This is a genomic window from Microbacterium sp. P5_E9 (assembly GCF_054049175.1).
In genome coordinates, this window is sequence record NZ_JBFUMV010000015.1 from 74,810 (window position 1) to 100,457 (window position 25,648).

At 69.9% G+C, this 25,648-nt stretch carries 21 protein-coding genes; 10 read left to right on the forward strand and 11 right to left on the reverse strand.

Features of this window, described 5'->3' with window-relative positions; all coding sequences use genetic code 11:
• Nucleotides 1-30: 30 nt before the first annotated feature.
• The 6 genes from ACXJ3V_RS15885 to ACXJ3V_RS15910 are packed head-to-tail and all read left to right on the forward strand — an operon-like array spanning nucleotide 31 to nucleotide 7,646.
• A complete protein-coding gene (locus tag ACXJ3V_RS15885) occupies nucleotides 31-1,230 on the forward strand; it encodes an LLM class flavin-dependent oxidoreductase (RefSeq protein ID WP_457101303.1) in 1,200 nt (399 codons plus the stop codon).
• A 21-nt stretch (nucleotides 1,231-1,251) separates the two neighbouring features.
• Entirely contained in the window at nucleotides 1,252-2,634 is a 1,383-nt protein-coding gene (locus ACXJ3V_RS15890) for an NtaA/DmoA family FMN-dependent monooxygenase (protein WP_457101304.1), read from the forward strand.
• Nucleotides 2,631-3,485, forward strand: a complete 855-nt coding sequence (locus tag ACXJ3V_RS15895) for a DUF1684 domain-containing protein (protein ID WP_457101305.1) — start codon at nucleotides 2,631-2,633, stop codon at nucleotides 3,483-3,485. The genes ACXJ3V_RS15890 and ACXJ3V_RS15895 overlap by 4 nt, the downstream gene beginning before the upstream one ends.
• The gene (locus ACXJ3V_RS15900; RefSeq protein ID WP_457101306.1) at nucleotides 3,482-4,573 is read left to right on the forward strand and encodes an LLM class flavin-dependent oxidoreductase; all 1,092 of its coding nucleotides are present in this window, start codon (nucleotides 3,482-3,484) and stop codon (nucleotides 4,571-4,573) included. Before ACXJ3V_RS15895 ends, ACXJ3V_RS15900 begins: the two co-directional genes overlap by 4 nt.
• On the forward strand, nucleotides 4,570-6,549 hold the full coding sequence (locus ACXJ3V_RS15905) for an MFS transporter (protein ID WP_457101307.1): 1,980 nt from the start codon (nucleotides 4,570-4,572) through the stop codon (nucleotides 6,547-6,549). Before ACXJ3V_RS15900 ends, ACXJ3V_RS15905 begins: the two co-directional genes overlap by 4 nt.
• Complete coding sequence (locus tag ACXJ3V_RS15910) at nucleotides 6,546-7,646, forward strand: FAD-dependent oxidoreductase (protein ID WP_457101308.1); 1,101 nt, start codon at nucleotides 6,546-6,548, stop codon at nucleotides 7,644-7,646. The genes ACXJ3V_RS15905 and ACXJ3V_RS15910 overlap by 4 nt, the downstream gene beginning before the upstream one ends.
• 5 nt (nucleotides 7,647-7,651) lie before the next feature.
• Here the strand turns inward: ACXJ3V_RS15910 and ACXJ3V_RS15915 are convergent, their stop codons facing one another.
• The 5 genes from ACXJ3V_RS15915 to ACXJ3V_RS15935 form a co-directional block, all read right to left on the reverse strand.
• Nucleotides 7,652-9,514 carry a M20/M25/M40 family metallo-hydrolase gene (locus tag ACXJ3V_RS15915; RefSeq protein WP_457101309.1) on the reverse strand — a complete coding sequence of 621 codons (1,863 nt, stop codon included), beginning with the start codon at nucleotides 9,512-9,514 and terminating at the stop codon, nucleotides 7,652-7,654.
• Nucleotides 9,511-10,659, reverse strand: coding sequence for an LLM class flavin-dependent oxidoreductase (locus ACXJ3V_RS15920; protein WP_457101310.1), 1,149 nt, complete (start codon nucleotides 10,657-10,659; stop codon nucleotides 9,511-9,513). Before ACXJ3V_RS15920 ends, ACXJ3V_RS15915 begins: the two co-directional genes overlap by 4 nt.
• Nucleotides 10,660-10,740: 81 nt before the next feature.
• Nucleotides 10,741-11,736, reverse strand: coding sequence for an ABC transporter substrate-binding protein (locus tag ACXJ3V_RS15925; protein ID WP_457101311.1), 996 nt, complete (start codon nucleotides 11,734-11,736; stop codon nucleotides 10,741-10,743).
• Nucleotides 11,737-11,787: 51 nt separating this feature from the next.
• Nucleotides 11,788-12,588, reverse strand: coding sequence for an amino acid ABC transporter ATP-binding protein (locus ACXJ3V_RS15930; protein WP_457101312.1), 801 nt, complete (start codon nucleotides 12,586-12,588; stop codon nucleotides 11,788-11,790).
• Nucleotides 12,585-13,667, reverse strand: a complete 1,083-nt coding sequence (locus ACXJ3V_RS15935; RefSeq protein ID WP_457101313.1) for an amino acid ABC transporter permease — start codon at nucleotides 13,665-13,667, stop codon at nucleotides 12,585-12,587. The genes ACXJ3V_RS15930 and ACXJ3V_RS15935 overlap by 4 nt, the downstream gene beginning before the upstream one ends.
• Nucleotides 13,668-13,928: 261 nt before the next feature.
• Here ACXJ3V_RS15935 and ACXJ3V_RS15940 point away from each other — a divergent pair, with 261 nt between their 5' ends.
• The gene (locus ACXJ3V_RS15940; RefSeq protein WP_457101314.1) at nucleotides 13,929-14,783 is read left to right on the forward strand and encodes a sulfurtransferase; all 855 of its coding nucleotides are present in this window, start codon (nucleotides 13,929-13,931) and stop codon (nucleotides 14,781-14,783) included.
• A gap of 97 nt (nucleotides 14,784-14,880) precedes the next feature.
• On the forward strand, nucleotides 14,881-15,441 hold the full coding sequence (locus tag ACXJ3V_RS15945; protein WP_457101315.1) for a hypothetical protein: 561 nt from the start codon (nucleotides 14,881-14,883) through the stop codon (nucleotides 15,439-15,441).
• A gap of 34 nt (nucleotides 15,442-15,475) precedes the next feature.
• On the opposite strand, the gene ACXJ3V_RS15950 is transcribed toward ACXJ3V_RS15945, so the two are convergent.
• Nucleotides 15,476-16,255 (reverse strand): hypothetical protein, encoded by a 780-nt coding sequence (locus tag ACXJ3V_RS15950; protein WP_457101316.1) that lies wholly within the window; start codon nucleotides 16,253-16,255, stop codon nucleotides 15,476-15,478.
• A 135-nt stretch (nucleotides 16,256-16,390) separates the two neighbouring features.
• Between ACXJ3V_RS15950 and ACXJ3V_RS15955 the strand changes: the two genes are divergently transcribed.
• On the forward strand, nucleotides 16,391-17,263 hold the full coding sequence (locus tag ACXJ3V_RS15955; RefSeq protein WP_457101317.1) for a potassium channel family protein: 873 nt from the start codon (nucleotides 16,391-16,393) through the stop codon (nucleotides 17,261-17,263).
• 16 nt (nucleotides 17,264-17,279) lie between these two features.
• Here ACXJ3V_RS15955 and ACXJ3V_RS15960 read toward each other — a convergent pair whose 3' ends face one another.
• The 5 genes from ACXJ3V_RS15960 to ACXJ3V_RS15980 form a co-directional block, all read right to left on the reverse strand.
• Nucleotides 17,280-19,073 (reverse strand): protein kinase domain-containing protein, encoded by a 1,794-nt coding sequence (locus ACXJ3V_RS15960; protein WP_457101318.1) that lies wholly within the window; start codon nucleotides 19,071-19,073, stop codon nucleotides 17,280-17,282.
• A 109-nt stretch (nucleotides 19,074-19,182) separates the two neighbouring features.
• Complete coding sequence (locus ACXJ3V_RS15965; protein ID WP_457101319.1) at nucleotides 19,183-19,839, reverse strand: phosphatase PAP2 family protein; 657 nt, start codon at nucleotides 19,837-19,839, stop codon at nucleotides 19,183-19,185.
• Between the two features lie 28 nt (nucleotides 19,840-19,867).
• Nucleotides 19,868-21,658, reverse strand: a complete 1,791-nt coding sequence (locus ACXJ3V_RS15970) for a class I mannose-6-phosphate isomerase (protein ID WP_457101320.1) — start codon at nucleotides 21,656-21,658, stop codon at nucleotides 19,868-19,870.
• Nucleotides 21,655-22,617: an ROK family protein gene (locus ACXJ3V_RS15975; protein ID WP_457101321.1), complete on the reverse strand. Its 963-nt coding sequence runs from the start codon at nucleotides 22,615-22,617 to the stop codon at nucleotides 21,655-21,657. Before ACXJ3V_RS15975 ends, ACXJ3V_RS15970 begins: the two co-directional genes overlap by 4 nt.
• An 84-nt stretch (nucleotides 22,618-22,701) precedes the next feature.
• Nucleotides 22,702-23,742: a LacI family DNA-binding transcriptional regulator gene (locus ACXJ3V_RS15980; RefSeq protein ID WP_457101322.1), complete on the reverse strand. Its 1,041-nt coding sequence runs from the start codon at nucleotides 23,740-23,742 to the stop codon at nucleotides 22,702-22,704.
• A 373-nt stretch (nucleotides 23,743-24,115) separates the two neighbouring features.
• Between ACXJ3V_RS15980 and ACXJ3V_RS15985 the strand changes: the two genes are divergently transcribed.
• Entirely contained in the window at nucleotides 24,116-25,387 is a 1,272-nt protein-coding gene (locus ACXJ3V_RS15985) for an ABC transporter substrate-binding protein (RefSeq protein ID WP_457101323.1), read from the forward strand.
• The last annotated feature ends 261 nt before the right edge of the window (nucleotides 25,388-25,648 follow it).

The window sequence follows — 25,648 nt, forward strand, 5'->3', positions numbered from 1 at the left end:
TGCGCCGCTCACCCACGGACAGGAGTACTGATGACTACGAGTGACGGACTGCGTCTCGGCGTCGCGCTCGAGGGCGCCGGCTGGCATCCGGCCGCCTGGCGGGAGCCCTCGTCCCGCCCGGATGAGCTGTTCACCCCGGACTACTGGGTGCAGCTCGTGCAGCGCGCCGACGCCGCGGGTATCGACTTCGCCACGATCGAGGACTCGTTCGCGCTGCAGTCCAGCATCCCGTTCGGTCCCGATGAGCGCACCGACGAGGTGCGCGGCCGCCTCGACGCGCTGCTGATCGCCTCCCGCGTCGCGCCGGTCACCCGGCGCATCGGCCTCATCCCCACCGTGACGACGACCCACACCGAGCCGTTCCACATCTCGAAGGCGGTCGCCACGCTCGACTACACGAGCCTGGGCCGTGCGGGCTGGCAGCCCAAGGTGTCGGGCCGGTGGGACGAGGCTCGCCACGTGGGGCGCCGCGACATCCCCCGGATCGAGGAGCTGAGCGACCCCCGCCTGCAGGAGGCGAGCGCTGAGCTCTTCGCCGAGGCGACCGATGTCGTCGAGGTGGTCCGCCGGCTCTGGGACAGCTGGGAGGACGACGCCGAGATCCGGGATGCCGCGACCGACCGCTTCCTCGACGCCGACAAGGTGCACACCATCGACTTCGACGGCGAGCGGTTCAGCGTGCGCGGACCGTCGGTGACGCCGCGACCCCCGCAGGGCCAGCCGGTCATCGCCGCGCTCGCCCACGCCGCACTGCCGTACCGGTTCGCCGCGGCATCCGCTGATGTCGTCTTCGTGACGCCGCAGCGCATCGCCGATGCGGCCGGCATCCTGGCGGAGGTGCGTGCGGCCGAGGCCGCCGTGGGACGCGAGGGCGAGCCGCTGCAGGTGTTCGCCGACATCGTCGTCTTCCTCGACGGCGACGAGTCGGCGGCCCTGCGCCTCGACCGCCTCGACGGACTCGGGCGCCTGCTCGTCTCCGACACGCGCATCTTCGCCGGCTCGGCTGCAGCGCTGGCCGACGAGATCGCCGCCCTCGGCGACGCCGGCTACGCGGGCGTGCGCCTGCGCCCGGGTGTCGTCACCGACGACCTCCCGCGCATCGCGGACGACCTCCTCCCCGAGCTGCGCCGCCGGGGCCTCCTCGCTGCGAGCGATGCCGCGTCGCTGCGCGGCGTGCTGGGTCTTCCCACCACCGTTCCCAACCGCTACGCGCCTGCACTGGCCGGCTGAGTCGACACCAAGGAGCCGAACATGAGCACGACACCTCGCAAGCAGATCATCCTCGCCGCGTACGTCGGCGGGGTCAACGAGCACACGCTGTGGGAGCACCCCGACGCCGGCAGCCAGATCGAGTTCGACACGTTCCGCCATGTCGCGCAGACCGCCGAGCGCGGCCGGTTCGACTACTTCTTCCTGGCCGAGGGGCTCGCACTGCGCGAGCGGGCCGGGAAGGTGTTCGACCACGACATCGCGGGTCGGCCCGACACCCTCCCGGTGCTGGCCGCGCTCGCCGCGGTCACCGAGCACATCGGCCTCATCGGCACGCTGAACGCGACCTTCAACGAGCCGTACGAGCTGGCCCGTCAGCTCTCCAGCCTCGACCACCTCTCCGGCGGCCGTGCCGGCTGGAACATCGTCACCAGCTGGGACGCGTTCACCGGGCAGAACTTCCGCCGCGGCGGCTTCCTCTCTCGTGAGGACCGGTACGCGCGCGCCGAGGAGTTCGTGAACACCGTCCGTGAGCTGTGGGACTCGTGGGCCGAGGACGCCATCGTCGCCGACAAGGCGACCGGGCGGTTCCTCGCGGACGAGACCGCCGGCGCATTCGAGCACACCGGCGCGCAGTTCGACATCGAGGGCCGCTTCACGGTGCCCCGCAGCCCGCAGGGCCGGCCGGTGCTCGTGCAGGCCGGGGTGTCTCCGCAGGGCCGGGACTTCGCCGCCGCGAACTCCGACCTGATCTTCTCGCCGTACTCGCGCCTCCCCGAGGCGCAGGAGTTCTACGTCGACATCAAGGGGCGCGCCCGCGCATTCGGCCGCAACCCCGACGACCTGAAGATCGTCCCGGGCGCCGGCTTCGTGCTGGGGGATTCGAAGGCGGATGCCGAGGAGAAGGCCCGCCATCTGCTCGAGCAGCAGCTCAGCGACCGCACGGTCCAGGTGCTCTTCGAGCAGCTCTGGAACGTGGATCTCTCCGCGTACGACATCGACGGACCGCTGCCCGACATCGATCCGGATCCGGCCGCGCCGCCGATCATCCAGGGCCGCGCGTTCATCCACCAGGACCGGTTCGAGGTGGTGCGCCGCTGGCGCGAGCTGTCCGAAGCCAAGGGGCTCAGCATCCGCGGCGTCGCCGCCGAGGTGTCGGCGCGTGCCGACTACATCGGCACCCCGCAGCAGGTCGCCGACGCGCTCGACGACTTCATCCAGAACGACGGTGCGGACGGTGTCGTGCTGGGCGGGCACATCACTCCTGGCGGCATCGACGAGTTCGTCGACAAGGTCGTGCCGCTCCTGCAGGAGCGCGGCTCGCTGCGCACCGAGTACACCGGCAGCACGCTGCGCGAGAACCTCGGTCTGCCCATTCCAGAGCGTCGCGGCCAGCTCGCGACCACGGTGGGGGGCGGACGATGAGCGACACGACGAGCGCACCTGTCCTGGACCGCGCGCAGTTCGGGCGGGACTGGGAGGACTGGCACCGCACCCACGAGGCGCGTCGCGCCGATCCGCACGGCTTCCTGGCCGTCACCGGTCTGCACTGGCTTGGTGCGGAGCCGCTGCAGATCGCGGGGCTGCCGGGAGAGTGGTCGACCGGACCGGGGGGCCCGGTCGTCCAGCTGGGCGACGATGAGCGCCTCACGCTCGACGGCACGGTGCTCACCGGCCGCCACGAGTTCGGGGTGATCCCGGAGCGGGGCGGGGTGACGGCCGCATTCGACGGCGGCGTCATCGAGATCGCGCGGCGCGGCGGGCACGACATCGTCCGTCCTCGACGCCCCGATCATCCCTTCCTGGCGGACTACGACGGCACGCCCGTGTACGTGCCCAATCCGCGCTGGCGGGTGCAGGCCCAGTTCGTGGCATACGACGCGCCTCGGCCGACCGAGGTCGGGGCGGCGGTGGATGGGCTGAAGCACGTCTACGACGCGCCTGGATACCTGGAGTTCGCCCTGCACGGCGAAACCTTCCGGCTGACCGCGTTCCCGGGTCACGGCCAGGGGGACCTCCTCGTGCTCTTCACCGACGCGACGAGCGGACTCACGACCTACGCGGCGAACCGCAGCCTCAGCATCCCTGCCCCCGATGCGGATGGCGCGACGGTGATCGACTTCAACCGCGCCGTCAACCTCCCGTGCGCGTACACCGACTTCGCGACGTGCCCGCTGCCGCCGGCCGAGAACCGGCTGCCGATCGGCATCGAGGCCGGGGAGAAGACGCCGTTGGCGCGCGTGCACGCCACCGAGCCGGCGGGGGCGACCGCGTGAGGTTCCAGCTGCTGGACATCATCCCCTACCGTGCCGACCCGCTCACCGGGCGCCAGTCCTCGCCCGCGGACAGGTTCGATGAGACCCTGCGAGCGGCGGTGCGGGCGGAGGAGCTCGGCTTCGACGCGGTCGCCGTGGGCGAGCGCCACGCCGGCCACTTCCTCTCGTCGTCGCCGACCGTGCTCCTCGGCGCGATCGCCGCGCGGACGCACCGGATCCGGCTCAACTCCGGAGTCACCGTCATCCCGATCCTCGACCCGGTGCGCGTCGCAGAGGACTACGCGACGATCGATCAGCTGTCGCGCGGGCGCCTCGAGCTCACGATCGGCAAGGGCAACGAGGCGGCGCAGTTCCCGCTGTTCGGCCTCGAGATCGACGACCAGTGGGAGCTGCTCGCGGAGAAGTACGCGGTGCTGCGCGCGCTCTGGGATGGGGAGGAGGTGACCTGGCCGGGCGGCGAGTTCACCCGAGCCCTTCACGAGGTCACCACTCTGCCGCGGCCGTTCGACGGCAGCCCGCGGGTATGGCACGGCTCGGCGACGACGCTCTTCTCCGCCGCGCTCGCCGGCAAGTGGGGCGACCCGCTGTTCAGCGCGAACGCCCTGCAGCCGCTCGAGGTGTACGGCGTGCTCGCCGACCACTACCGGTCGGAGTACGCCCGGCACGGACACGTCGCCGGGGGCGACTACGTCGCGGCCGGCGCCGGCGCGCTGTTCCTCGCCGACACCTCGCAGGACGCGGTCCGCCAGTACGGCCCGGTGTACGACGCGCTCGTCGCCGCGACCAACGTTCCGGGCAACAACACCCCGTACCGCGACATCGACCACGCGGTCGCCGACGGTCCGGTGCTCGTGGGGACCGCCCAGCAGGTGATCGACAAGATCGCCCGCTTCCATGGCCGGCTGGGCCACTCGCTCCAGTCGATCAGCCTGCCCACTACGGTCCCGTTCGAGCAGCAGCTCGAGATCCTGGAGCGCTTCGCCACCGACGTGATCCCGGTGCTGCGCAGGGAACTTCCGACGACCCTGTGGACGGCGGATGACCCGGGCGCGCGCGGTTCGAGGACCCCCGCGGTCGTCGCCGCGTGACACATGCAGCAGCGCCRCTCGCCGATCGCGCTCGGCGAGCGGCGCTGTGGTCGTGCCTGGGCGCCGGGTTCGCGACGCTGTTCGACGCGACGACGGTGTCGTACACCGCGCCGGCGCTCGCCGAGACGTTCGACGCCTCGGCGGCCGGCATCCAGTGGTTCCTCGCTTCGTTCTCGCTCACCTTCGGGCTCGGCCTCGTGCCGTCGGGCCGGCTCGGCGATGCCTACGGGCGCCGCCGGCTGTTCATCGCGGGCCTGGTCGTCTTCCTGCTGGGTGGAGTGCTCTCAGCCGGCGGGCCCGATGTCGTCTGGGTGATCGGCGGGCGGTTCGTGCAGGGCCTCGGCGCAGGATTCGTCAGCGCCCAAGTGCTGGGCGTCATCCAGGATCTCTACCGAGGGCCCGCGCGGATCCGCGCGTTCGTCGCCTACTCCGCGGTCGGCGCGGCCGCGGGCCTCGTCGGCCCGATCGTGGCGGGCGTGATCCTCACCGCCGCGCCCACCGAGGTGGCGTGGCGGCTCATCCTCCTGGTGCCCCTGCCGCTGACCATCCTGGCGATCGTGCTCGCCTGGCGCGGGCTCCCGCGCACCGATGTGCGTGCCGCGCGGGTGAGCCTCGACCTCCCGGCGATCGCGCTCCTCGGCGGACTCGTGGTGCTCCTCATGCTGCCGGTCATCGAGCCCGGGCTGCCGGCCCAGACCCAGTCCTTCGTCTTCGCGACCTGTGCGCTCCTCGCCGTCGCGCTGGTGTGGTGGGAACGCCGCTACACCCGCCGCGGCCGCCTCGCCCTGTTCACCCCTGTGCTCATGCGCTCACGGGGCTTCATCGCCGGCAACCTCGTCGCCCTGACCTGGTTCGGGGCGCTGCTCGCGCAGGGCGGGGTCCTCACGATCTACCTGCTCCAAGAGACCGGTGCCCCGGCGATGGTCGTCGCCGCCGCGCTGATCCCGGGGGCGGTCGGCAGGCTGCTCGTCTCCCTGGTCAGCCGTCGCCTGTTCGCGCGGTTCGGCATCGCGGTGCTCGTGGCGGCGCTCGCCGCCGAGACCGCCCTCACCGCGTCACTCGCCTTCGCCGTCCCGGTGTTCGACGGCGCTGCGCTGCTCGTCTTCGTGGCCGTGGTCAACGGCGTCCTCGGCATCGCCGGAGGCCTCGTCGAACCGCCGCTGCGCGCTGTCACGCTCTCGCATGCGCCCGCCGCACTGCACGGGGTCGCGGCATCCTTCCTGCAGCTCACTCAGCGGCTCTCGGCCACCTATGTCGTCGCGCTGGCGACGGGCATCCTCCTCGGCGCTGCCGGCGGGGTGTCGGCCGAATCGCTGCAGCGTGCCCTGCTCGTGTGTGGGGGGTGCGTGCTCGTATCGAGCATCGTCTCGCTCGACCCGTCGCTGCGCCGCGCGGCCGATGCATTACGGGGTGTTGCCACTCCGGGCGAGCGCCCAGCCGACTCCAGGGATACTGGCGCCATGCCGAATGCCGCCGCCACCTGGAATCTCGAGACCGTGCCGTGGGACGACCCGCGCGCCGTCCTGCTGCGCGCCGAAATGGACGGCGAACTGGGTCCGCGCTACGCCGACCGGCTGGACGATATCCCGCCCGAGGTCGCCGCGCGAGTCGGCCAGGCGCTGTCGGTCGACCCTGACACGATCGTCGCCACGATCATCGCGGTGGATGCCGAGGGCGACCCCGTCGGTCATGCCGCGCTTCGCGACCTCGGTGGAGAGCTCGCCGGTTCGCTCGAGGTCAAGCGCGTCTTCGTCGCACCGCCCGTGCGCGGCACCGGCGTGAGCCGCCTGCTCATGGGCGAACTGGAGCGGATAGCGGCGGACCGCGGCGCCGAACGGCTCATCCTGCAGACCGGCGACCGGCAGCCCGACGCGATCGCGCTGTACGAGAAGATCGGCTACACGCCGATCCCGGTCTACCCGCCGTATGTCGAGATCACGTTCTCGCACTGCTTCGAGAAGCCTGTCCCCGCGTGACCGGATCCACCCAGGTCGTCGTGATCGGCGGCGGCGTGATGGGTGCCGCCTCGGCGTGGCAGCTCGCCCGACGAGGGATCGACGTGACCCTGGTCGAACGGTTCGGACCGCTGCACCGGCACGGTGCATCCCACGGCACGGCGCGCAACTTCAACGTGAGCTACGAAGATCCTGGCCTGCTGCGCTGGCTGCACGAGGCCGCCGATCTGTGGGGTGAGCTCGAGGGCGAGACGGATGCCGCGATCCTGACCCGCACCGGGATCATCAACCACGGACCCGGCCGCGACTTCGAGCAGGCAGCGGTCGCACTGGCCGTCGGCGGGTTCCAGGCCGATCTGATCGATGCGTCGGAGGCGAGGCGCCGCTGGCCGGGGTTCCGCTTCGAGGGGCCGGTGCTGCACACACCCGAGGCCGGTCGCCTGCACGCCGATCGTGCCGTCGCCTCGTTCGTCGAGGCGGCGGTCGCGCACGGCGCCCGGGTGCTTTACAACACGCAGGTGCTGGGCGGGTCGATCGATGATGACGGCATCCGCCTGCGCGTGCGGACCGCATCCGGGGCCGATGAGGTGATCGACGCCCGTCGGGCGATCGTGACGGCCGGCGCCTGGACGAGCGACGTGCTGGCGACGCTGGGGGCGACGTTCGTCCTGCCGCCGCTGCGGGTCACGCAGGAGCAGCCCGCGGTCTTCGCCCCGTGGGACCTCGATGCGCAGTGGCCCGGGTTCAACCACGCCCCCGCGGCCGACGATCCGGCGACGTCGTGGTTCCCCAGCGGCGTGTACGGCATGGGGGTGCCCGGCGAGGGGGTCAAGGCGGGCTGGCACGGCGTCGGCCCCGAGATCCACCCCGACCGGCGTTCCTACCTTCCCGATGCGAAGCTCTCGGCCGCGCTGCGGCGCTACGCGGCGGAGTGGCTCCCCGGTGTCGATGCGAGTGCGCCGACCGAGGTCACCTGCACGTACACCTCCACGCCCGACGCGGTCTTCGTGCTCGATCGTGTCGGGCCCGTCGCGCTGGGCGCGGGCTTCTCTGGGCACGGCTTCAAGTTCGCCCCGGTGATCGGGCGCGTGCTGGCCGACTTCGTCGACGAGCGCTGATCGGCTCACGCCTCGCGCAGGATCCGCTCCGTCACGAGCGCGGAGAACTCGAGGCTCGCCACCGGGATGCGCTCGTCCGCGCTGTGGAACTGGCCGAACACGTCGAAGCCGTCGGGAACGCGCAGCGGCACGAAGCCGTAGCCGGCGACGCCGAGCCGCGCGAAGTGCTTGTTGTCGGTGCTCGCCGGCAGCAGGTACGGCACGACGAGTCCGTCCGGATCCTCCGACCCGATGGCCGACTGCAGCACGGCGAGCAGCGGCGCGTCGACGTCCGCCTCGGTCGCCGACCACCATCTGCCCCATCGAATGTCGATGTCGTCGCCGAYGACCCCGCGCAGCCCGTCGCGCAGGGCATCGTCCTGCCCGGGGAGCACCCGGATGTCGAGGCGCGCCGTCGCTTCGCCCGGGATGATGTTGGTCTTCGACCCCGCTGACAGCACCGTCGGGGTGGCGGTGTTGCGCAGGCTGGCGCCGATCAGCGAGGACACGAAGCCGAGCTGCGCGAGGTCGTCCTGCAGGCTCTCGTCGGAGAAGGCCAGTCCACGTGCGGCGCCGAACTCGTCGAGGAACGCCTGCAGGGCAGGGGTGCGGACGATCGGGAACGTGTGCGCGCCGACGGCCGCCACCGCGTGCGCGAGGCGCACCACGGAGTTGTCGTCGGTGGGGCGTGAGCCGTGCCCGGCGCGGCCGCGTGCCGTGAGCGTCGCCCAGGCGACGCCCTTCTCGCTGGTCGCGGCGAGATACGCGCGGCGCCCGGCGGTGAGCGGAATGGAGAACCCGCCGACCTCGCTGAGGGCCTCGGTCGCTCCGGCGAACAGCTCAGGGCGGTTGTCGACGAGCCAGCCCGCTCCCCACACCCCGCCCGCTTCCTCGTCGGCGAGGAACGTGAAGATGAGGTCCCGACGGGGCGTGATCCCCTCGCGGGCGAAGTGCCGCGCGACCGCGAGGATCGTCCCGGCGAAGTTCTTCATGTCGACGGCGCCACGCCCGTACAGCCAGCCGTCGTGCACCTCGGCGCCGAACGGCGGGTGCGTCCAGTCCTGCCCCTCTACCGGGACGACATCAAGGTGTGCGTGCACGATGAGGGCCCCCTGCGACGGATCCGACCCGCGCACCCGCGCCACGACCGACCCGCGGCCCGGGCGGGACTCGATCAGCTCGGCGGCGATGCCGACTTCGGCGAGCTTCTGCTGCACGAAGCGCGCAGCCCGCGTCTCGCCGTCGCCGATCGTCTCGGCGATCCCGGTGTTGACGCTGTCGATGCGGATCAGGTCCCGGATGAGCTCCACGCTCTCCTGCTGCAGGCGTGCGAGCGCGGTAGCCGGCACCGGGTCGATATCGAGTCCGAAGGCCAGCAGCTCGATCCAGCGTCCGGGCTCGACCTCCCAGCGGCCTTCCCGCTCGGTCAGCCGGCGGAAGCCCAGCTTGGCGTAGAGCGCGTGGGCGCCGATCATCTGCGGTCCGCTGTTCATGACCACACGGTGCGAGCCGCGCTCAGCCGCGAGCGCGATCACCTTGCGGGTGAGCGCCTCGCCGATCCCACGTCCACGAGCGGCGGGCGCGACGGCGAGCTGACGAAAGTCGGTCTCGCCGGGCTGCGCCACCTCGGAAAGGGGGCGCCCCTCCGCGGCGATCCACACCGTGCCGAGGATGGTGGCGTCCGCATCGACCGCGACCCAGACCTCGCCGCGCTCGAGCCGCCCCGCGACATCGCGGAGCGACTCGAGGTAGCTCTCCGAGAGGTCTCCGTAGCTGGCCAGATAGGCATCTGCCGTGACGCGGCCGGCTTCGGAGTACTCGTGGGGCCGCACTGGCCGCAGCACGATCCGGTCGGCGTCCCGCGCGGTCGCCTGCTCCACGATGGTCATGCTGCTCCCACCGTCACGAGGCCAGTGGTCGCGGCATCCGTCTCGGTCAGACCCCACGCGCGGCCCAGCAGCTCGTACGAGCGCTCGCGATCGGCCGGGTCATGCGTGATCGTCGTCACCAGCAGCTCGTCCGCGCCGGTCGCACGCCGGAGCGTCTCCAGCTGCTCGGCGACGTTCTCGGGGCCACCGACGAACCGGGTCGCCAATCGGTCGCGGACGACGTCCAGCTCGGCGGCGTCCAGCGGGTGCGCCCAGGCGCTCGCGGGGGAGGGAAAGGGGATCGCCCCGTTGCCGGCGCGGATGCTGTGCACCCAGTGCGCGTAGCCGGCGGACAGACGCCCGGCCTCGGCATCCGTATCGGCGACGAGCACGTCCACCGACACAGTGACGTACGGCTCGGCGAGCGTCGCGCTGGGACGGAAGGCCGCGCGATAGGCGGCGACCGCGTCCAGGACGAAGGTCGGGGCGACGTGATAGTTGGCGCCGAACGGCAGTCCCAGCCGGCCGGCGAGCTCTGCGCTCGGGCCGGCGGTGCTGCCGTGCAGCCACACCCGGATGTCTTGACCCTCCGCGGGCGTGGCGTGGATCGGAACGCCTTCGGGGGCGACGTACGTACCGTCGATGAGATCGAGGATGTCGTGGACGTCCTGCTCGAAGCGGTCGGCGTCGCCCGCCGTGCGCCCGAGCAGGCGTGCCTGCGCGATGAAACGGGCGGCATCGAACGCGAACGATCCAGACGCGGGAAGCAGGAGGCCGTCGACCACGCGATCCTGCGGCCGGCTCGGGGGAGGCGTCTGCGCGGAGCTGGTCGCGCCGGAGCGGCCGATGCCCAGGTCGAAGCGGCCGGGGTGCAGGGCGGCGACCACACCCGCGGCCTCGACGACCTGCAGGGCGGAGTAGTTGCCGATGATCGTGGCGGCGGTGCCGACGCGGATGCGGGAGGTGGCGGCGGCGATCGCGGCGAGGAGCACGTGCGGCGCGGACCCGGCGACACCCGGGTTGAGGTGATGCTCGGCCACCCAGTAGCGCGCGTACCCCAGTCGTTCCGCGTGCTGCGCGAGGGCGATGCTCGCCCGAAGCCCGTCGGCGGGGGTCTGGCCTTCTCCGAATGGAGACAGGTCGAGGATGGCGAGGGGAGTGGTCATCGGCGTCTCGTTCTCGAAATGGTGTGGGGGGCGGAGAAAAGACGTGGCGGGGCCGGCGAACCGGCCCCGCCACGCAGAGGACTACGACTTGGGGAGCCCTGGAGGGTTGATCTCGGAGGAGTCGATGCCCTCGGAGTCCAGGCCCCAGAAGGTCAGGAGCTCGGTGTAGGTGCCGTCCTCGATGAGCGCGTTCAGCACGATGCTGACGGGCTCGATCAGGCCGTTGCCCTTCGCCGTGCCGGCGGCGATGTTCGCCGTGTTCGGCCAGCCGCCGGGGACGATGCCGACGAGCTTCGTGTCACCCGTCTCGAGCGCCGACCATGCCGCGGTGGCGTTGGGGCCGAACGAGGCATCGACACGACCGGACTGCAGGGCCAGGGTCGCGGCCGCAGCGTCGTCGTAGTAGCTGAGCTCCGCGGGCGCCTTGCCATCCGCCTCGAGTTCCGCGTTCCACGCCAGGAGCACCTGCTCCTGGTTGGTGCCGGAGCCGACCGTGATCTTCAGGCCCGAGATGTCCGCGGCCTCCTTGATCGAGGTGATGTCGCTGTCCGCCTGCACATAGAAGCCCAGGAGGTCGTCGCGGTAGCTCGCGAAGTCGTAGAGCTCCTTGCGCTCCTCGGTCACGGTGACGTTCGCCGTGATGAGGTCGTACTTGCCGGACTGGATGCCCAGCGGCCAGTCCGCCCATGCCACGACCTGCGGGTTGTATTCGAGGCCCAGGCCTTCGGCGATGAGCGCGCCGAGGTTCGGCTCGGTGCCGGCGACGTCGGTGGCCGCGGTGGTGCCTTCCGGCTGGTAGCTCAGCGGCGGCGTGAAGGCGCCGACCGCGACGGTGAGCTTGCCGGGGTTGATCGGCGTGAAGCCGCTCGCGGCCAGCGCGTCGACAGCCTCCGGAACAGGATCGGTGTGGAACCAGGTGACCTCGTCGGTCGCCGTGTTGGTCTTCGTGGGCTCGGGCGCTGCCGCCTCTGCGGTGCCGCTGTTGAGGTTGATCGCGGCGAACACGCCGCCGACGATCGCGGCCACCGCGACGACGCCGACGCCGATCGCGATGCCCTGCTTCTTGCTGATTGCCATGGTGCGGTTATCTCTCTCTTGGGTGATGCGGGTGGGCTCTGACGCGGCGCGTCAGGCCAGTACCTTGGCGAGGAACTCCCGCGTGCGCGGGTGCTCCGGGTGGGTGAGGACGACGTCGGGGGTGCCCTGCTCGACGATGACCCCGTCGTCGACGAACACGACCCGATCGGCGACTTCGCGAGCGAAGCCGATCTCGTGCGTGACGATGATGAGCGTCGTTCCGCTGCGGGCGAGGCCCCGGATGACGTCGAGGACCTCGCCGACCAGCTCAGGGTCCAGGGCGCTCGTGGGCTCGTCGAAGAGCAGCACCTTCGGGTGAAGAGCGAGCGCGCGGGCGATCGCAACTCGCTGCTGCTGGCCCCCGGACAGCTGGCGCGGATAGTGCCCGGCCTTGTCGCTCAGGTCGACTCGCGCCAGGAGGTCCAGCGCCTGCTCGCGGGCCTCGTCCTTGGTGGCGAGTCCGAGGTCGATCGGCGCTTCGGTGATGTTCTCCAGCGCGGTGAGGTGCGGGAACAGGTTGAAGTTCTGGAACACGATGCCGATCTGCGTGCGGCGCTTGAGGATCTCCTTCTCGCGCAGCTCGTAGAGCTTGTCGCCGCGGCGCTCGTAGCCGATCAGCTGACCGTCGACGGTGACCGAGCCCCGGTCGACGGATTCGAGGTGGTTGATCGTGCGCAGGAGGGTGGACTTGCCCGAGCCGCTGGGACCGAGGATCGCCACGACCTCGCCGGGCTGCACCGTCAGGTCGATACCCCGAAGCACCTCGACGCCGCTGTACGACTTGTGGACGTTGTGGATCTCGACGAGGCCCCTGGTGGTGGGGGTGGCGCTCGTGTCGGTGATCGTGCTCATCGGGTTTCCTCGTTCGCGTCGATTCCGGCATCCGGAGTCAGGGAAAGGGGCGGGATGCCGCGGCCCGCCGGCGGCGCCTTCGCGCTGCTGTCGTCACCGAGGCGAGCCCATTGCGCACCCGACCAGCGGCGGAATCGCTGGAACGGGGTCGGCGGGAGGGTGCGGACGGACCCGCGGGCGTAGTGGCGCTCGATGTAGTACTGCAGGACGCTCAGGATCGTGGTGATGAGCGTGTACCAGACCACAGCGACCAGCAGCAGCGGGATCACCCGGCTGTTGCGGTTGTAGATCACCTGAACGGCGTAGAAGAGCTCGGGGATCGCGATGACGAAGACGACCGATGCGCCCTTGACGAGACCGATCACCTCGTTGGTCGCGTTCGGGACGATCGAGCGCATGGCCTGCGGCAGGATGATGCGCAGGAGCCGCTTGCGGGCCGGGATGCCGAGGGCCGCGGCCGCCTCCTGCTGGCCCTGGTCGACGGAGATGAGGCCGCCGCGGATGATCTCCGCGGAGTAGGCGGCCTGGTGCAGGCCGAGTCCGAGGATCGCGGCGGCGAAGGCGCTGATCAGCTGGACCGTCGGGAACTCCACGATCCAGAAGTCGGTCGTGAACGGAGTGCCGAGCCCCAGGGTGGGGTACAGGTAGCCGAGGTTGTACCAGACGATGATCTGCACGACGAGCGGCACCGAGCGGAAGAACCAGATGTACGTCCAGGCGATGGAGCTCAGCAGCACCGACTTCGACAGCCGGCCGAGGGCGAGCACCGTGCCCAGCGCGAATCCGATCGTCGCCGCGATCGCGGTCAGCGACAGCGTGTACCCGATCCCGACGAGCACCGGCGTCGAGAAGAAGTAGCTCGCGAAGACGTCCCACTCGTAGTTCGCGTTAGTGACCAGCGACCAGACGAACTGCGCGATCGCGAAGATGAGGATCGCGCTGAGCGTCCAGCGGAACCAGTGGCGCGTGTGGACGACCTGCATGCTTCCCAGATCGGCGCGCTCCGAGCCCGCGGCCGGCGCGGTGAGTGGGGGCGGGTCGCTTACTGCGACGGGTGCCGTCGTGGTGGTCGTGCTCATGGGGTGGTGTCCTCTTCGCTGGGAGGGAGTCCGCGATCACCGCGGGTGCTCCGCAACGTTATGAACCGGCCGCGCGGCGCGCGATCCGCGTCATCACATGGCGCAATGACCGTTCACGCGGCGTAACATCCGCGCGGAGAGCGGCCCCCAGGCACCGGAATGTGTCGGAATGCGTCGTGAATCGACGTCAGATCTCGCCCAGGTTGCGCTGTATGTCGACCGTTGTGGGAGCGCATCCACCGACGGCGGGACACTCGTCCTGTGCCCCACCTGATCCACCCGAACGAACTCGCCGCAGAACTCTCCGCTGACCGGCTGGTGCGCGTCCTCGACGTGCGCTGGCGCCTGGACACTCCGGAGGGCCGGCCCGCGTACGTCGCCGGGCACCTGCCCGGGGCGGTCTACGTCGATCTGGAGTCCGATCTGGCCGTCCGCGGGTACCCCGAGGGCGGACGCTATCCCCTCCCGTCGGTGGACCGCCTCGAGCAGTCCGCGCGTGGCTGGGGGATCGACGACGGCGACCTCGTCGTCGCGTACGACGACAACGATGCCGTCGCGGCGGCGCGCGCATGGTGGCTCCTGCGCCGCCGGGGAGTCGACATCCGGGTGCTCGATGGCGGGATCCGGGCCTGGGTGGCCGCAGGACTGCCCCTCGAGGTCGGTGACCGCGTGTCCGAGCCGGGCACGGTGCAGCTGCTCGACATCGACCCAGGGGTCGCGACGATCGATGACGCCGCCCGCGCTCCGATCGACGGATTCCTCATCGACGTCCGGGCTCCGGAGCACTATCGCGGGCTCACTCCCGGACTCGATCCGGCCGCCGGCCACATCCCCGGCGCTGTCAACATCCCGACGGTGACCCACATCGCACCCGACGGCACGCTCAAATCTCCCGAGGCGATCCTCGCCACGGTCGAGGCGGCCGGGGTGGATGTCCACCGCCAGATCACGCTCTACTGCGGCGCGGGGATCGCGTCGACGCACTCGGCGCTCGCGTTCGCGCATGCCGGAGTCGAAACGCGCATCTACACCGGTTCCTGGAGTCACTGGTCGCGGTCGCGGGAGCGTCCGGTCGCCGTCGGGCGCACGCCCGCCGACGCCCTCGTGGGCTGGTAGCCCGGCAGGCGGTCTCCCGCTTCCCGCGCGCCTTCCCGACGGATGGCTGCTCGGCGCGACTAGCGTGGGCACCAGGACCGCGATCCCGGGGGGGACCATGACCGATACCGAGCACGGTCACGAAGAGCCCTCTGGGCCGCCCGTCTCCCGCCGGACGGTGATGAAGTGGGGATGGGCTGCACCCGCGATCCTGGTCGCTGCACCCACGCCGGCCTTCGCGGCATCGCCTCCGCAGAACATCACGCTGAACGCCAACATCGGGATCTACCCGAACAATGTGCAGGGCAACCCGCGGATGGGCTCGTTTCCGCAGGGCTTCGATCCCGCCGACGGGCACTACATCGAGGTGACGATCACGGCACTGGCCGGGGCGGGCATCGCGCTCGACAGCATTGGCGCCAACCCCCCGACAAATCTGCGCACCTGGGTCGTGATGTCGCTCTCCGCGACGCAGGTGGTGCTGCGCTGGCCGAGCCCACTCAGCGGCACCGGCCAGAACACGGGAACATTCCTCTGGTACTGGCTGGATACGGCCGAGAAGTTCCAGATCCGGGTGACGGGTGCGATCACGGGCACCGACGTCACCTTCCTCGAGGGCGTGCTCTTCGGACCTACCTTTCTCACGGGAATCATCGACGATCCGCCGGTAGGCCCCTAGGTGAGGAGGCCCCTAATCGAGCGGCCCGGAGTCGTCAGTCGGCTGGCACCGCCACGACGCTGCCGCCGGGCATCAGGGTGTACGACACCAGTTCGCCGACCGGTGCGTACGGATCGCTCTCCAGGTTGGGGTACCAGGCGGGAAGGGTGACCGTCACCGGCGTCCCGTTGGAATTCCGGCCGGAGATGCAGGTAATGGATGCCGCGGGCACATCGGCGATGATCATGCAGAACTGGCGGTCGACCGTTCGGCCGACGCCAACCGTGCGGCCGTACACGAGCCCGTACGGCCGGAGCTCGTCGCGCACCAGCAGCTTCGTGATGCCCACGCCGGGAAGCGCCAGCACGTCGTCGCGCAGGTCGTCGAGCACCCGCTGGTCAGCGACCTCGCGCTGCGCCTTCACGGCCGCGTTCGGGGCGGATCCGACCGGGAGATCGTCTGCCGGAGCGCTCCGGATTCCACTCCAGGCGATCGCGCCGATCAGAGCCGCCGCCGCCACCGCGCCGGCCACGAGGGTCGAACGCCACCGTCGTGCGCGCGCCGGTGCGGTCTCGACGATCGTCACCCCGGACGGGGGATCCGTGCCGGGCGCAGGGGAACTCGGCCGGTCCGCGACGATCCCGCCGACGAAGGGGACGCGTGCCGGGTCTACCGCAAGGCGCTCGGGCCGAACCCGATCCTCGAGTTCTCGCAGGCGCGCCAGCGCCAGAGGGTCGCCATGGATGTCGGCATCCGGTCCATAGGCGCGCCTACGGAGCGCGTCGAGCTCGCTTCGCTCGGCGTGCGTGACGCCGCCCGACGGCTCGTCTCCCACCTCTTCAGAATAGGTGCGCGGCCGGTCGCACGGGCGGGGGGTCGGAATCCGTGCGCGATGTCAACCCTGTCGGCGCACGACGTGTGCCGCACGAAGATGGCATGAGGAGGGGTTCCATGCGGAGCAAAGGCTAGCGTGAGCACGGCGTGGGGCGTTCTCAGCAGTGTCGCGGGCGCGGCGATCGTCGCCTACGGGTTGTCCGACATCTTCCTGACCCTCGTGCACCCGCACGCCCGAGGGCGGCTCTCGCGCGGGATCGTCGTCGGCATCTGGCGGCTCACCTCGCGCTGGGGGCGACGAGCGCGCGCCGCATCCGGGCCGCTGGCGGCCATCAGCGTCGTGCTCGCGTGGGCGGCGATTCAGGCGGTCGGCTGGGCATTCCTCTATCTTCCGCACGTCCCCGACGGATTCCTCTACTCCGCAGGGATGGATCCAGCGCGATACCCGGATGCTCTGGAAGCCCTCTACTTCTCGCTGGTGTCGCTGTCGACGCTCGGCTTCGGGGAGGTCGTGCCCATCGATCCGGTCGTCCGCCTGCTTTCGCCCCTGCAGGCGGTGACCGGATTCGCGCTGCTGACCGGCGGGGCCACCTGGCTGCTCCAGCTCTTCCCGACCCTCGCTCGCCGTCGTTCCACCGCGCTGCACCTCACCTTGCTCGGACGCGCGGGATACCCCGAGCAGCTGGGAGAGATCGATGCTTCCACCGCAGCCGTCGTCCTGCACACGGTCGCGCAGCAGATCGCGGGGGCACGCGTCGACCTCAGCCAGAGCCCGGAGTCGTACTACTTTCGCGAGGGTGAAGCGCCCACATCGCTCGGGCACGCGCTGCCGGTCGCCCAAGCACTGGCCGATGCCGCCACCAGGTCACCGCACGCCCAGCTCCGCCTTGCCGGGTCCGTCCTGGACGGCGCGCTCGAGGAACTGGGCGGATGCCTGCGCGACGACTTCGGTGCAGTCGGCGACTCGCGGGTCGACGTCATGGCGGCGTTCGCTCGCGACCACTCGTAGCCCGGCAGACCGCGGGTCAGAGCTGCGTACTGCTCAGCACGTCCGTCGCGGCGATCTTGAGCGCGCCCTCTTCGTCCACCAGCTGGAAGCTCGTCACCTCCTGCACCACGCGCCCGTCCCGGAAGTGATACGTGAGCGTCGCCTGTGCCCGATCGGGGGCAGAGGCGCTGACGTCGGCGATCTCGAGGGCGTCGACGGTCGACCAGAAGGCCTCGTAGCCCCCGCGCCCTCCGGCGTGGTTCTCCTGATAGTCCGCCGTCATCGTGGGCCACGCACTGTCGAGGTCGCCCGGAAGCATCGCGTAGTAGCCCGAGATCGTCTCGATCGCGCGCTGCTTTCCGGTAGGCGGCGGCGCAGGCTCCGCTTCCGGCGAAGGGGGAGTCGAGGCGGCCGGCGGGAGGGGGGTGGCCTGAGGGTCGGGTGTCTCGATGATCGCGGGCGGTGTCGGGCTCGCGGATGAAGCGGGCGTCTGGCTCGCGGTCGGACCGGCAGCGTCGCCTGCGGGCCGCAGCGGGTTCAAGAGCATTGCGGCACCTACCGCGATCCCGAGGAGCAGAACCAGGAGGCCCACGATCACATCGGCACGGCGACGACCGCGGCGGCTCGTGGCGCGCTCGGCCGGCGGCGCTCCCTCCACCGGCGGGACGCCCGCCTGCCCCGTCGAAACCCGGGCCGGAACGGTCGCGCCGGCCAGCGGCTCGGTCTCGGCGGTCGGCGGCTGGTAGCGAGTGGGCTGATCGGCGGCAATGGTCTGCGCGGTGGGAGTGTGCGGCGCGAGGGTCGGTCGAAGCTGGGCATCGACGGGGACAGTGGTGGTCGCGGGCGGGTGCTGCTCGAAAGCCTCGGTCGTGACGTCCGGGTCACTGGCCGCGGGCGGGCCGTGCTCCACAGCCTCGGTCGGCACATCGTCGCCACTCGCGATCGGTGTGCCGTCGATCAGCGCCGCGGCCGCGACCGCGCCACCGGCCGGCAGGGCCGCCGAGGGTGTGGAGTCCTGATGCACGGCGGACAAGGACGCGACGACGGAGGCCATGCTGGGTCGGCGCTTCGGGTTGGTCGACAGCATCTCGCTCAGCAACGGCGCGAGCGGGCCGGCATGTTGGGGTGGCCGGTAGCCACCGCGGGCGACCTTGTGCAGCAGAGCGATCGCGTTCTTGTCGGACCCGAACGGCGGGGCGCCCTCCAGCACCGCGTACAGGGTCGATCCGAGCGAGAAGACATCGGAGGCGAAGCTTGTCGGCAGCCCTCGCGCCACCTCTGGTGCGAGGTAGGCGGGAGTGCCGTGAATCAGGCCAGTCGCCGTGATCGTCGCGTCGCCGAGTGCGTGGGAGATGCCGAAGTCGCTGATCATCGCGGAGCCGTCCGCCGTGATGAGGATGTTGCCGGGTTTCACATCCCGGTGCACGATCCGCAGCTTGTGGGCGGCCGCGAGCGCCGAGGCGACTTCCGCCCCGATCCGCGCTGCCACAGCCGGGGTCAGCGTGCCGTGTTCGCTCAACAGGTCCGACAGCGGCGTCGACTCGATGAGCTCCATCACGATGCAGGGCTGTCCGTCGTGCTCGATCACGTCGAACACCGTCACGGCGTGGGGATGACGCAGTCCGGCCGTGATCCGCGCTTCCCGCAGAGCTCGGTCGGTCGACTGCTGACGCTCGGCGTCCGTGAGCTCTGGTTGGGTGCGCAGCATCTTGAGCGCGACCGGACGGTGGAGCCGCTCGTCCCACGCCTGCCACACGATCCCCATCCCGCCCGCGCCGATCATCTTGACCAGTCGATAGCGATCGGCGACGAGGCTGGACGGAGTACTCATGGTGCGAGAAGTCTTACCCGCTGTGCCGCTGGGGGAACGGCCTTGCGCGCCCTGGTCCGGCCTGCTAGCGGACTGCGGAGCGCCGGTTAGAGTTCTAACTGTCAAACCTCTAACTATTGGAGACGGCCGCTCGCTCCACCCGCCGCCGGCGGATCGTCTCGACGACGGCCCACACCAGGGTGCCGACGGCCACGCCGAGGAAGAGGCCGCCGATGATGTCGGTCAGCCAGTGCGCGGAGAGATAGGCGCGAGCCCCCATCATCCAGATGACCCACACTGCTCCGAACACCCACCAGAGCCAGTGCCGGAACAGCAGCGCCAGGACCGTGACGAACGCGGCAGCGAACGCGACGTGCCCCGACGGGTACGAGGTGGGGACGATCTCGGCGAGCGAGTCTTCGGGCCTGATCCGCCCTACAATCCGGGCGAGCGGTGCGGCGATCAGGATGCACACGGCCAGCGTCGCGGCGACGGTGATCGCGGCCCACCACCATCGCAGGATCAGCAGTGTCGCGACCACGGCCACCGAGGTGACCGCGGCAACGGCCGGCCCGCCGAGGTGGCTGGGAATCCACGCGAGCACGAGTCCGGCATCCGTCCGACTCGCGAGCATCAGCTCGTGCCACCACACGTCGATCGGGAACGGCTGGTCTCGGCGGGCCGAGATGACCACCCACAGGAAGATGATCGCGACGATGGCTGCTCCGGCGCCGACGATCAGCGGCGTCAGCCGCGGGAGGTCGGCGCGCTCATCGGGACGTTCCATGCGGCCATCCTGGCAGGGGGTGCGGGGGCTACTCGTCTCCCTTGCGCGTGCCGCGGACGTATGCCTTGACCGTCGCGAAGCGCTCGCTTTTCGAGTCCGCTGTCCGGCGGATGAGGTACGGCCCGACCGCGGCGGGAACGATGAAGGTCTCTGCGTAGTGGATGCGATACGGCGCGAAAGCATCGGTCGGACTGGCGATCTCCACTTGGTCGCCCTCTACGAGGTTCAGCACGTTGACCGTGCCGTCGGTGTCGTGCCGTGCTTCGTCGGTGAACCAGTGGCGCCGCACCTCGATGAACTCGAGGTCGTGCAGCCCGGTGCGCTCCTCGCGCAGCCCCTCCCGCTCACCCACGAGCTCGACCTGGTCGAGCAGGTGGCTCTGCACCCACGCGGTGTCCCGCTCCCACTGGATGTTGCGGCTGCCGTGGTCGACGTGGATCGGCCGGGGGATGCCGTCGATGCCGACTCGTCCCCAGTCCCACAGCTTGAAGGTGAAGATGAATGGGGTGGCGGAGATCTCGAGGACCATCGAGTTCGCCCCGGAGGCGTGCACCGTGCCGGCCGGGATCGAGAAGTGGTCGTGCTTGCGGGCCGGGATGCGGTTGACGTACTTCTCGGCGTCGAACGGATGCTGTCCATCTGTGGCAGCCCGCAGGTCGGCGATCATCGCTTCAGGGTCGATCCCGGTCTTCAGGCCGAGGTAGACCACCGCATCCTCGTCGGCGTCGAGCAGGTAGTAGCTCTCGTCCTGGGTGTAATGCATGCCGAAGGCGTTCTGGATGTAGTCGGTGAGCGGGTGCACCTGCAGCGACAGGTTGCCGCCGCCCATCGTGTCGAGGAAGTCGAAGCGGATGGGGAACTCGGCGCCGAACCGCGCGAACGTCTTCTCGCCGAGCAGTCCGCGCGGCTGGCTGAGAACGAGGTCCATGGCGGGGATCTCCACCACGCGCCCGTCCGCTTCGAGGAGCAGTGAGTTCTCTTCCGGCACGCAGTCGAAGCACCACGCGTAGTTCGTCGCCTCACGGTCGAGATCGAGGCGGTTCTTCATCCACTGTCCGCCCCACACGCCGGGGTCGAAGAACGGCACGACACGCAGCGGTGCGGCCGATGCGCTCTTCAGCGCGAGCCGGAAGGCGTCACCGGTGATCAGACCAGCGTCGCGGATGCTCCTGTTCGTGTCGAGCAGATAGTCGATCCGGTCGAACAGATCGCGCTTGTGCCGGTCGGCGACCCGCCACTCGACGAAGAACCCGCGCTTGTACTTGCGGAGGATGTCCTCGCGGGGGTTGTCGGTGCGCCAGTTCGTCGCCCCACGGCGCTGGCGCAGCTGGATCTCCCAGCGGGCCAGATCGGCGAGCACGAGCACGTCCGGGCGCACCGGGACCAATGCCGCGCCCCAGCCGACCAGGATGACGGGTCGGGCGGCCGCGACGATCGAGGCCGCGAGGGTTTCGAGCTTCTGGCGGTCGTAGAACTCGTCGAGGGTGAAGTGGCTGAGCACGCCGAACACCCGGTCGTCGGTGAGGTTGCGGCCGATGAGGTCGTCGATCACCGTGATGGGCTGGGCTGCGGCATCCTCTACGTCGACGACGTCGAACTCAGGGAGGTTCTCGCGCAGCTCCGCGATCAGCGCTGGAAGGTCGACGCCCGGGTAGGTGTCGATCGCCACGACGGCCGGGCGCTCGCCGGCCGCGGTCTGTGCGGCCGCGCGGAGTTCCTCCCAGGCCTCGCGGCCCGACCAGATGGGGCTCCCGGGCGGCAGCGCGATGGACGGCTGCTTGTCGTAGGTGGTCGGCGAGTGCTGATCGTCGATCGTCACTGAGCGTCCTTTCGGGGGAGGGCGGTGCGGTCGCCGATGTGCCCGGCCAGGGCGGACAGACCGAGCAGGACGGAATGCTCGGGAGCCGCCGGGGTGACGAATCGGGGTCGGTGCGACGACGACCACAGGTGTGCGTGCACATAGTCCGACAGGGCGGGGAGGATGAGGTCGGTCGAGCGCATGACGCCCCCCGCGACGACGACGACGTCGGGGTCGTAGGCATGGCAGAGGGTGACGATCGCGGCACCCCATGCGCGCAGATAGCGGTCGAGCAGAGCGGCGGGAGCGGGCTCGGCGCGGGTCTCGACGAGATCGCGGAGCCCGATGGGGCCGCGCGCGGCGCGTTCGCCGAGTGCGGATGCCGCGAGAGCCGGATCGGATGCGACATCGCGTTGGAGGGCCCAGGTGCCGGCGACCGCTTCGGCGCAGCCCGCGTTTCCGCAGTTGCACATGGGGCCGTCGAGGTCGACGGTCATGTGCCCGCCGAGGATTCCGGCGTGGTCGTGCGCACCGCGCAGCACCTTCCCGCCGATGATCGCCGCGGTGCCGATGCCCGTTCCCAGGGTGACGAGCACCGCGTCGGTGGCGCCAGCGGCAACGCCATAGGTCGCTTCCCCCACGAGTGCGGCGCGAGCGTCGTTCTCGACGACCACGGCGTCCACGCCGAACGCGTCGTTCGCCCACGCGCGGAGATCGCGATCCCGCAGGTAGGGGTATTTGCCGTGGGCCGCCACGAGGCTCGCGTGCGCGCGGTCGACCACACCGGGTACCGCGATGCCGACCGCGGAGACAGCCCCGCTCTCGACGCTCCGGCGCAGCTGATCCACGGTCTCGCGCACCCGCTGCAGGTCTCCGTCGCTGCCCTGATTGGGGAGCGATGCGCTGACGAGGAACCGCGAACGCTCGAGAATGCCGAGCTTGATCTCGGTGCCGCCGAAATCAACGCACAGTGTCGACATGAGGCTCCCTTCGACTCGACATCGAATCTTGATATCGTTACCATAGTGCACGACAGAATCGTTTGCGCAACCCCTGCTGGGTCATTAGGCGCGCACTACCCGCACGGGGGTCGGCATCTCGACCTGCCGCCCGTGATCCGAATCGTCGTCGCCGGTGAGGCGTGCGAAGAGGATCCGGGCTGCTTCCCGGCCGAGCTCGCGGGCGTCGTGGTCGACCACGGTCACGGGTACGGGCATCATCTCGGCCAGCTCGAAGTCGTCGAAGCTGACGATCGGCGGCAGCGGAACTCCGCTCTGCGCCGAAGCCGCGAGCCGGGTGCCGATCTGCTTGAGCGCACCGATCGAGTTGCGGTTGTTGGCGCAGAACACGGCGGTGGGCGGATCGTCGAGGTCGAGCAGCTGCTGCATCGCGGCGCTGGCGGCTTCGACATCCTGCTGTCCGCGGCGAACCAGGGTCTGGTCGACATCGATCCCGAACTCGGCGAGCGCCTGCGCGTAGCCTTCGAACCGCCTCCGGCCGGTGAACACGCTCGTCACGTTCCCGAGATAGCCGATCCGCGTGTGGCCGGCCTCGAGCAGGGTCTTCGTGCCTCGGTAGGCGCCTCCGACGTCGTCGAGCACGACGGAGTCGGCGTCGAGGCCGGCGACGGTCCGGGAAGCCAGCACGAGCGGAGTGTGCCGGAGCACCGCCGGCTGCAGGTGTGCGGAGTCGTCGGTCGACGGCACGAGCACCAGCCCTTCCACCTGGCGGCCGATGAAGTCAGCGATGAGCTGGCGCTCTCGGCCGAGGTCCTCATCGGTGTTGCCGAGCATGATCCGGCAGCCGTACTGCGCAGCGACCTCCTCGACGCCGAGGGCGAAGCTGCTGTAGTACGGGTTTCCGAGGTTCGTGATGGCGACGCCGATGAGGCGCGTGGACTGGCCGGGACGGATGCTGCGGGCGTTCTCGTTGCGGTGATAGCCGAGGGTCTCCACGGCTTCGAGCACCCGCTCCTGCACCTCGGGGCGCACATTCTTGCCGCCCGCGAGGGTGCGCGAGACAGTCATCGGGCTCACGCCGGCCAGGGCGGCGACGTCTTTGACCGTCGGCTGTGCGGCTGCACCGTTCAACGACGTCGTCGTCATGCTCGCTCCTCACCCGATCGGTCGTGCGGCACTCGGGTGAACCCCGAAGACCGGTAGGGATCCGAGGGCGGCACGCCCGAGATCGCCCCCATCGCCCCGTCGATTGCTAACGATACTAGCGAGCTGGCCCGCGAATGGGATCGTTATCAAAAAGTCYGCAATGGTGCTTGACATGATCCTTTGGCCTGTGCTTTGGTAACGATATCAACCAAAAGCTGATCGCCAGCGTCGGTGAGAAAGGCCTCGAAAACCGCCCGGAGCGGCCCGAGGAAGATCACCGCCTCGCTGTTGAAGTGAAACCGCCTCATGACGTCGTGCGGCGTCAGAGTTCGCACACAAAGGAGTGGATCGTATGGCAGTTGCAAGGAAGCGAGTGGGAATCACCCTCGCAGCGGGTGCGGCGGCAGCCGCGCTGATTCTCACGGGTTGCAGCGGCAACGCGTCGGACGACTCGGGTCCGAAGGAGGTCATTCTGGCGAGTGACAACGTGGACTGGGCCGACGACTTCGCCAAGATGGGCGAGCTGACGTCTGAGACGACCGGCTACGGCATCAAGTCCCTCGCTCTCCCCGACACCGTCAGCTACACCCAGGGTGTGCTGCAGTCCATCGGGACGAACAAGTCGCCTGACATCGTCAAGTGGTGGAGCGGAAAGATGGTCGAGGCGCTCGCGGCCTCGGGCAACCTCGAGGACCTCACGGATGTCTGGGACAAGGCGGTGGCCGCGGGAAACCTCGATGACGCGCTGCGGCCGTACTACTCCTACGAAGGCAAGGTGTTTGCCATCCCGCTCGGTGTGTCGGACTCCGTGCACTACTACTCGAAGGCGGCCTTCGAGGCCGCCGGGATCACGGAGATGCCCCAGACGTTCGCCGAGTTCGAGGACGACATGGACAAGCTCAAGGGGGCTGGATACATCCCCCTCTGTCTGCCGGCTGCAGACGCGTGGCCGGTCATCATGCCCTACCAGACGATCGCGGGTGCGATCGACCCCCAGTTCTACTCGGACCTCACGCAGAACAAGGCGAAGTGGAACGACCCGGCCGGTAAGAAGGTGCTCGAGAAGATCTCCAGCTGGATCAAGGCCGGCTACACCACCGCATCGGACACCAAGGGTGCGGACTGTGCCGCTCTCCTGGCCAGCGGCAAAGTCGCCATGACGAATTTCGGCACGTGGTACAACGGCTCGATGGCTGCGGCGGGCTTCACTGKAGACGGCTATGGCGCATTCATCGCGCCTTCGGCGTCCGGACCCGGTGCGGCGAACTACTTCGTCGAGGCGTCATCCTTGGCCGTTTCCAAGAACGCGCCGCACAAGCAGGCCGCGCTCGACACGCTGCTCGCATGGCTGGACGTGAAGCCCCAGGAGCAGTGGCTGAAGACGACCCTCGACCTGCCGGTCAACCCCAAGGTGACGAGCTCCGACCCCGTCCTCGGCGAGATCACGGCCCAGGTTGAGAAGGAGGCGCCGGCCCCGCTCAACCGCTATTACGAGGCGTTCCCGCCGAAGCTCGTGCAGTCCACGATCGCGACCCTCCAGGCCTTCTACGTCTCGGGTGACGACCCGGACGGTGTCGCCGACGAGCTGCAGCGTCAGGCGGACATCGAGTGGCCTGCGTGGGAAGAGAATCCCGCGATCGGCTGATCCTGTGGTGGCCTCGGAGGTCTGCACGTCGACTTCTGAGGCCACCGCACGTTGTGCCCACGAACCCCTAGTTTCGTAAGAAGGAAGCATGCTCCAGGCACCGAGCGCTGTGAGATCCGCACCGCCCACCACACCCATCTCGACCAGGTCCTACAAGGTGAGCTGGCGCGACAAGCTCTCCGCGATTCCCTTCCTCGCACTGGCCATCGGAGTGGTCGGCGTCGTCCTGATCGTGCCCTGGATCGTCACGCTGGTCAGATC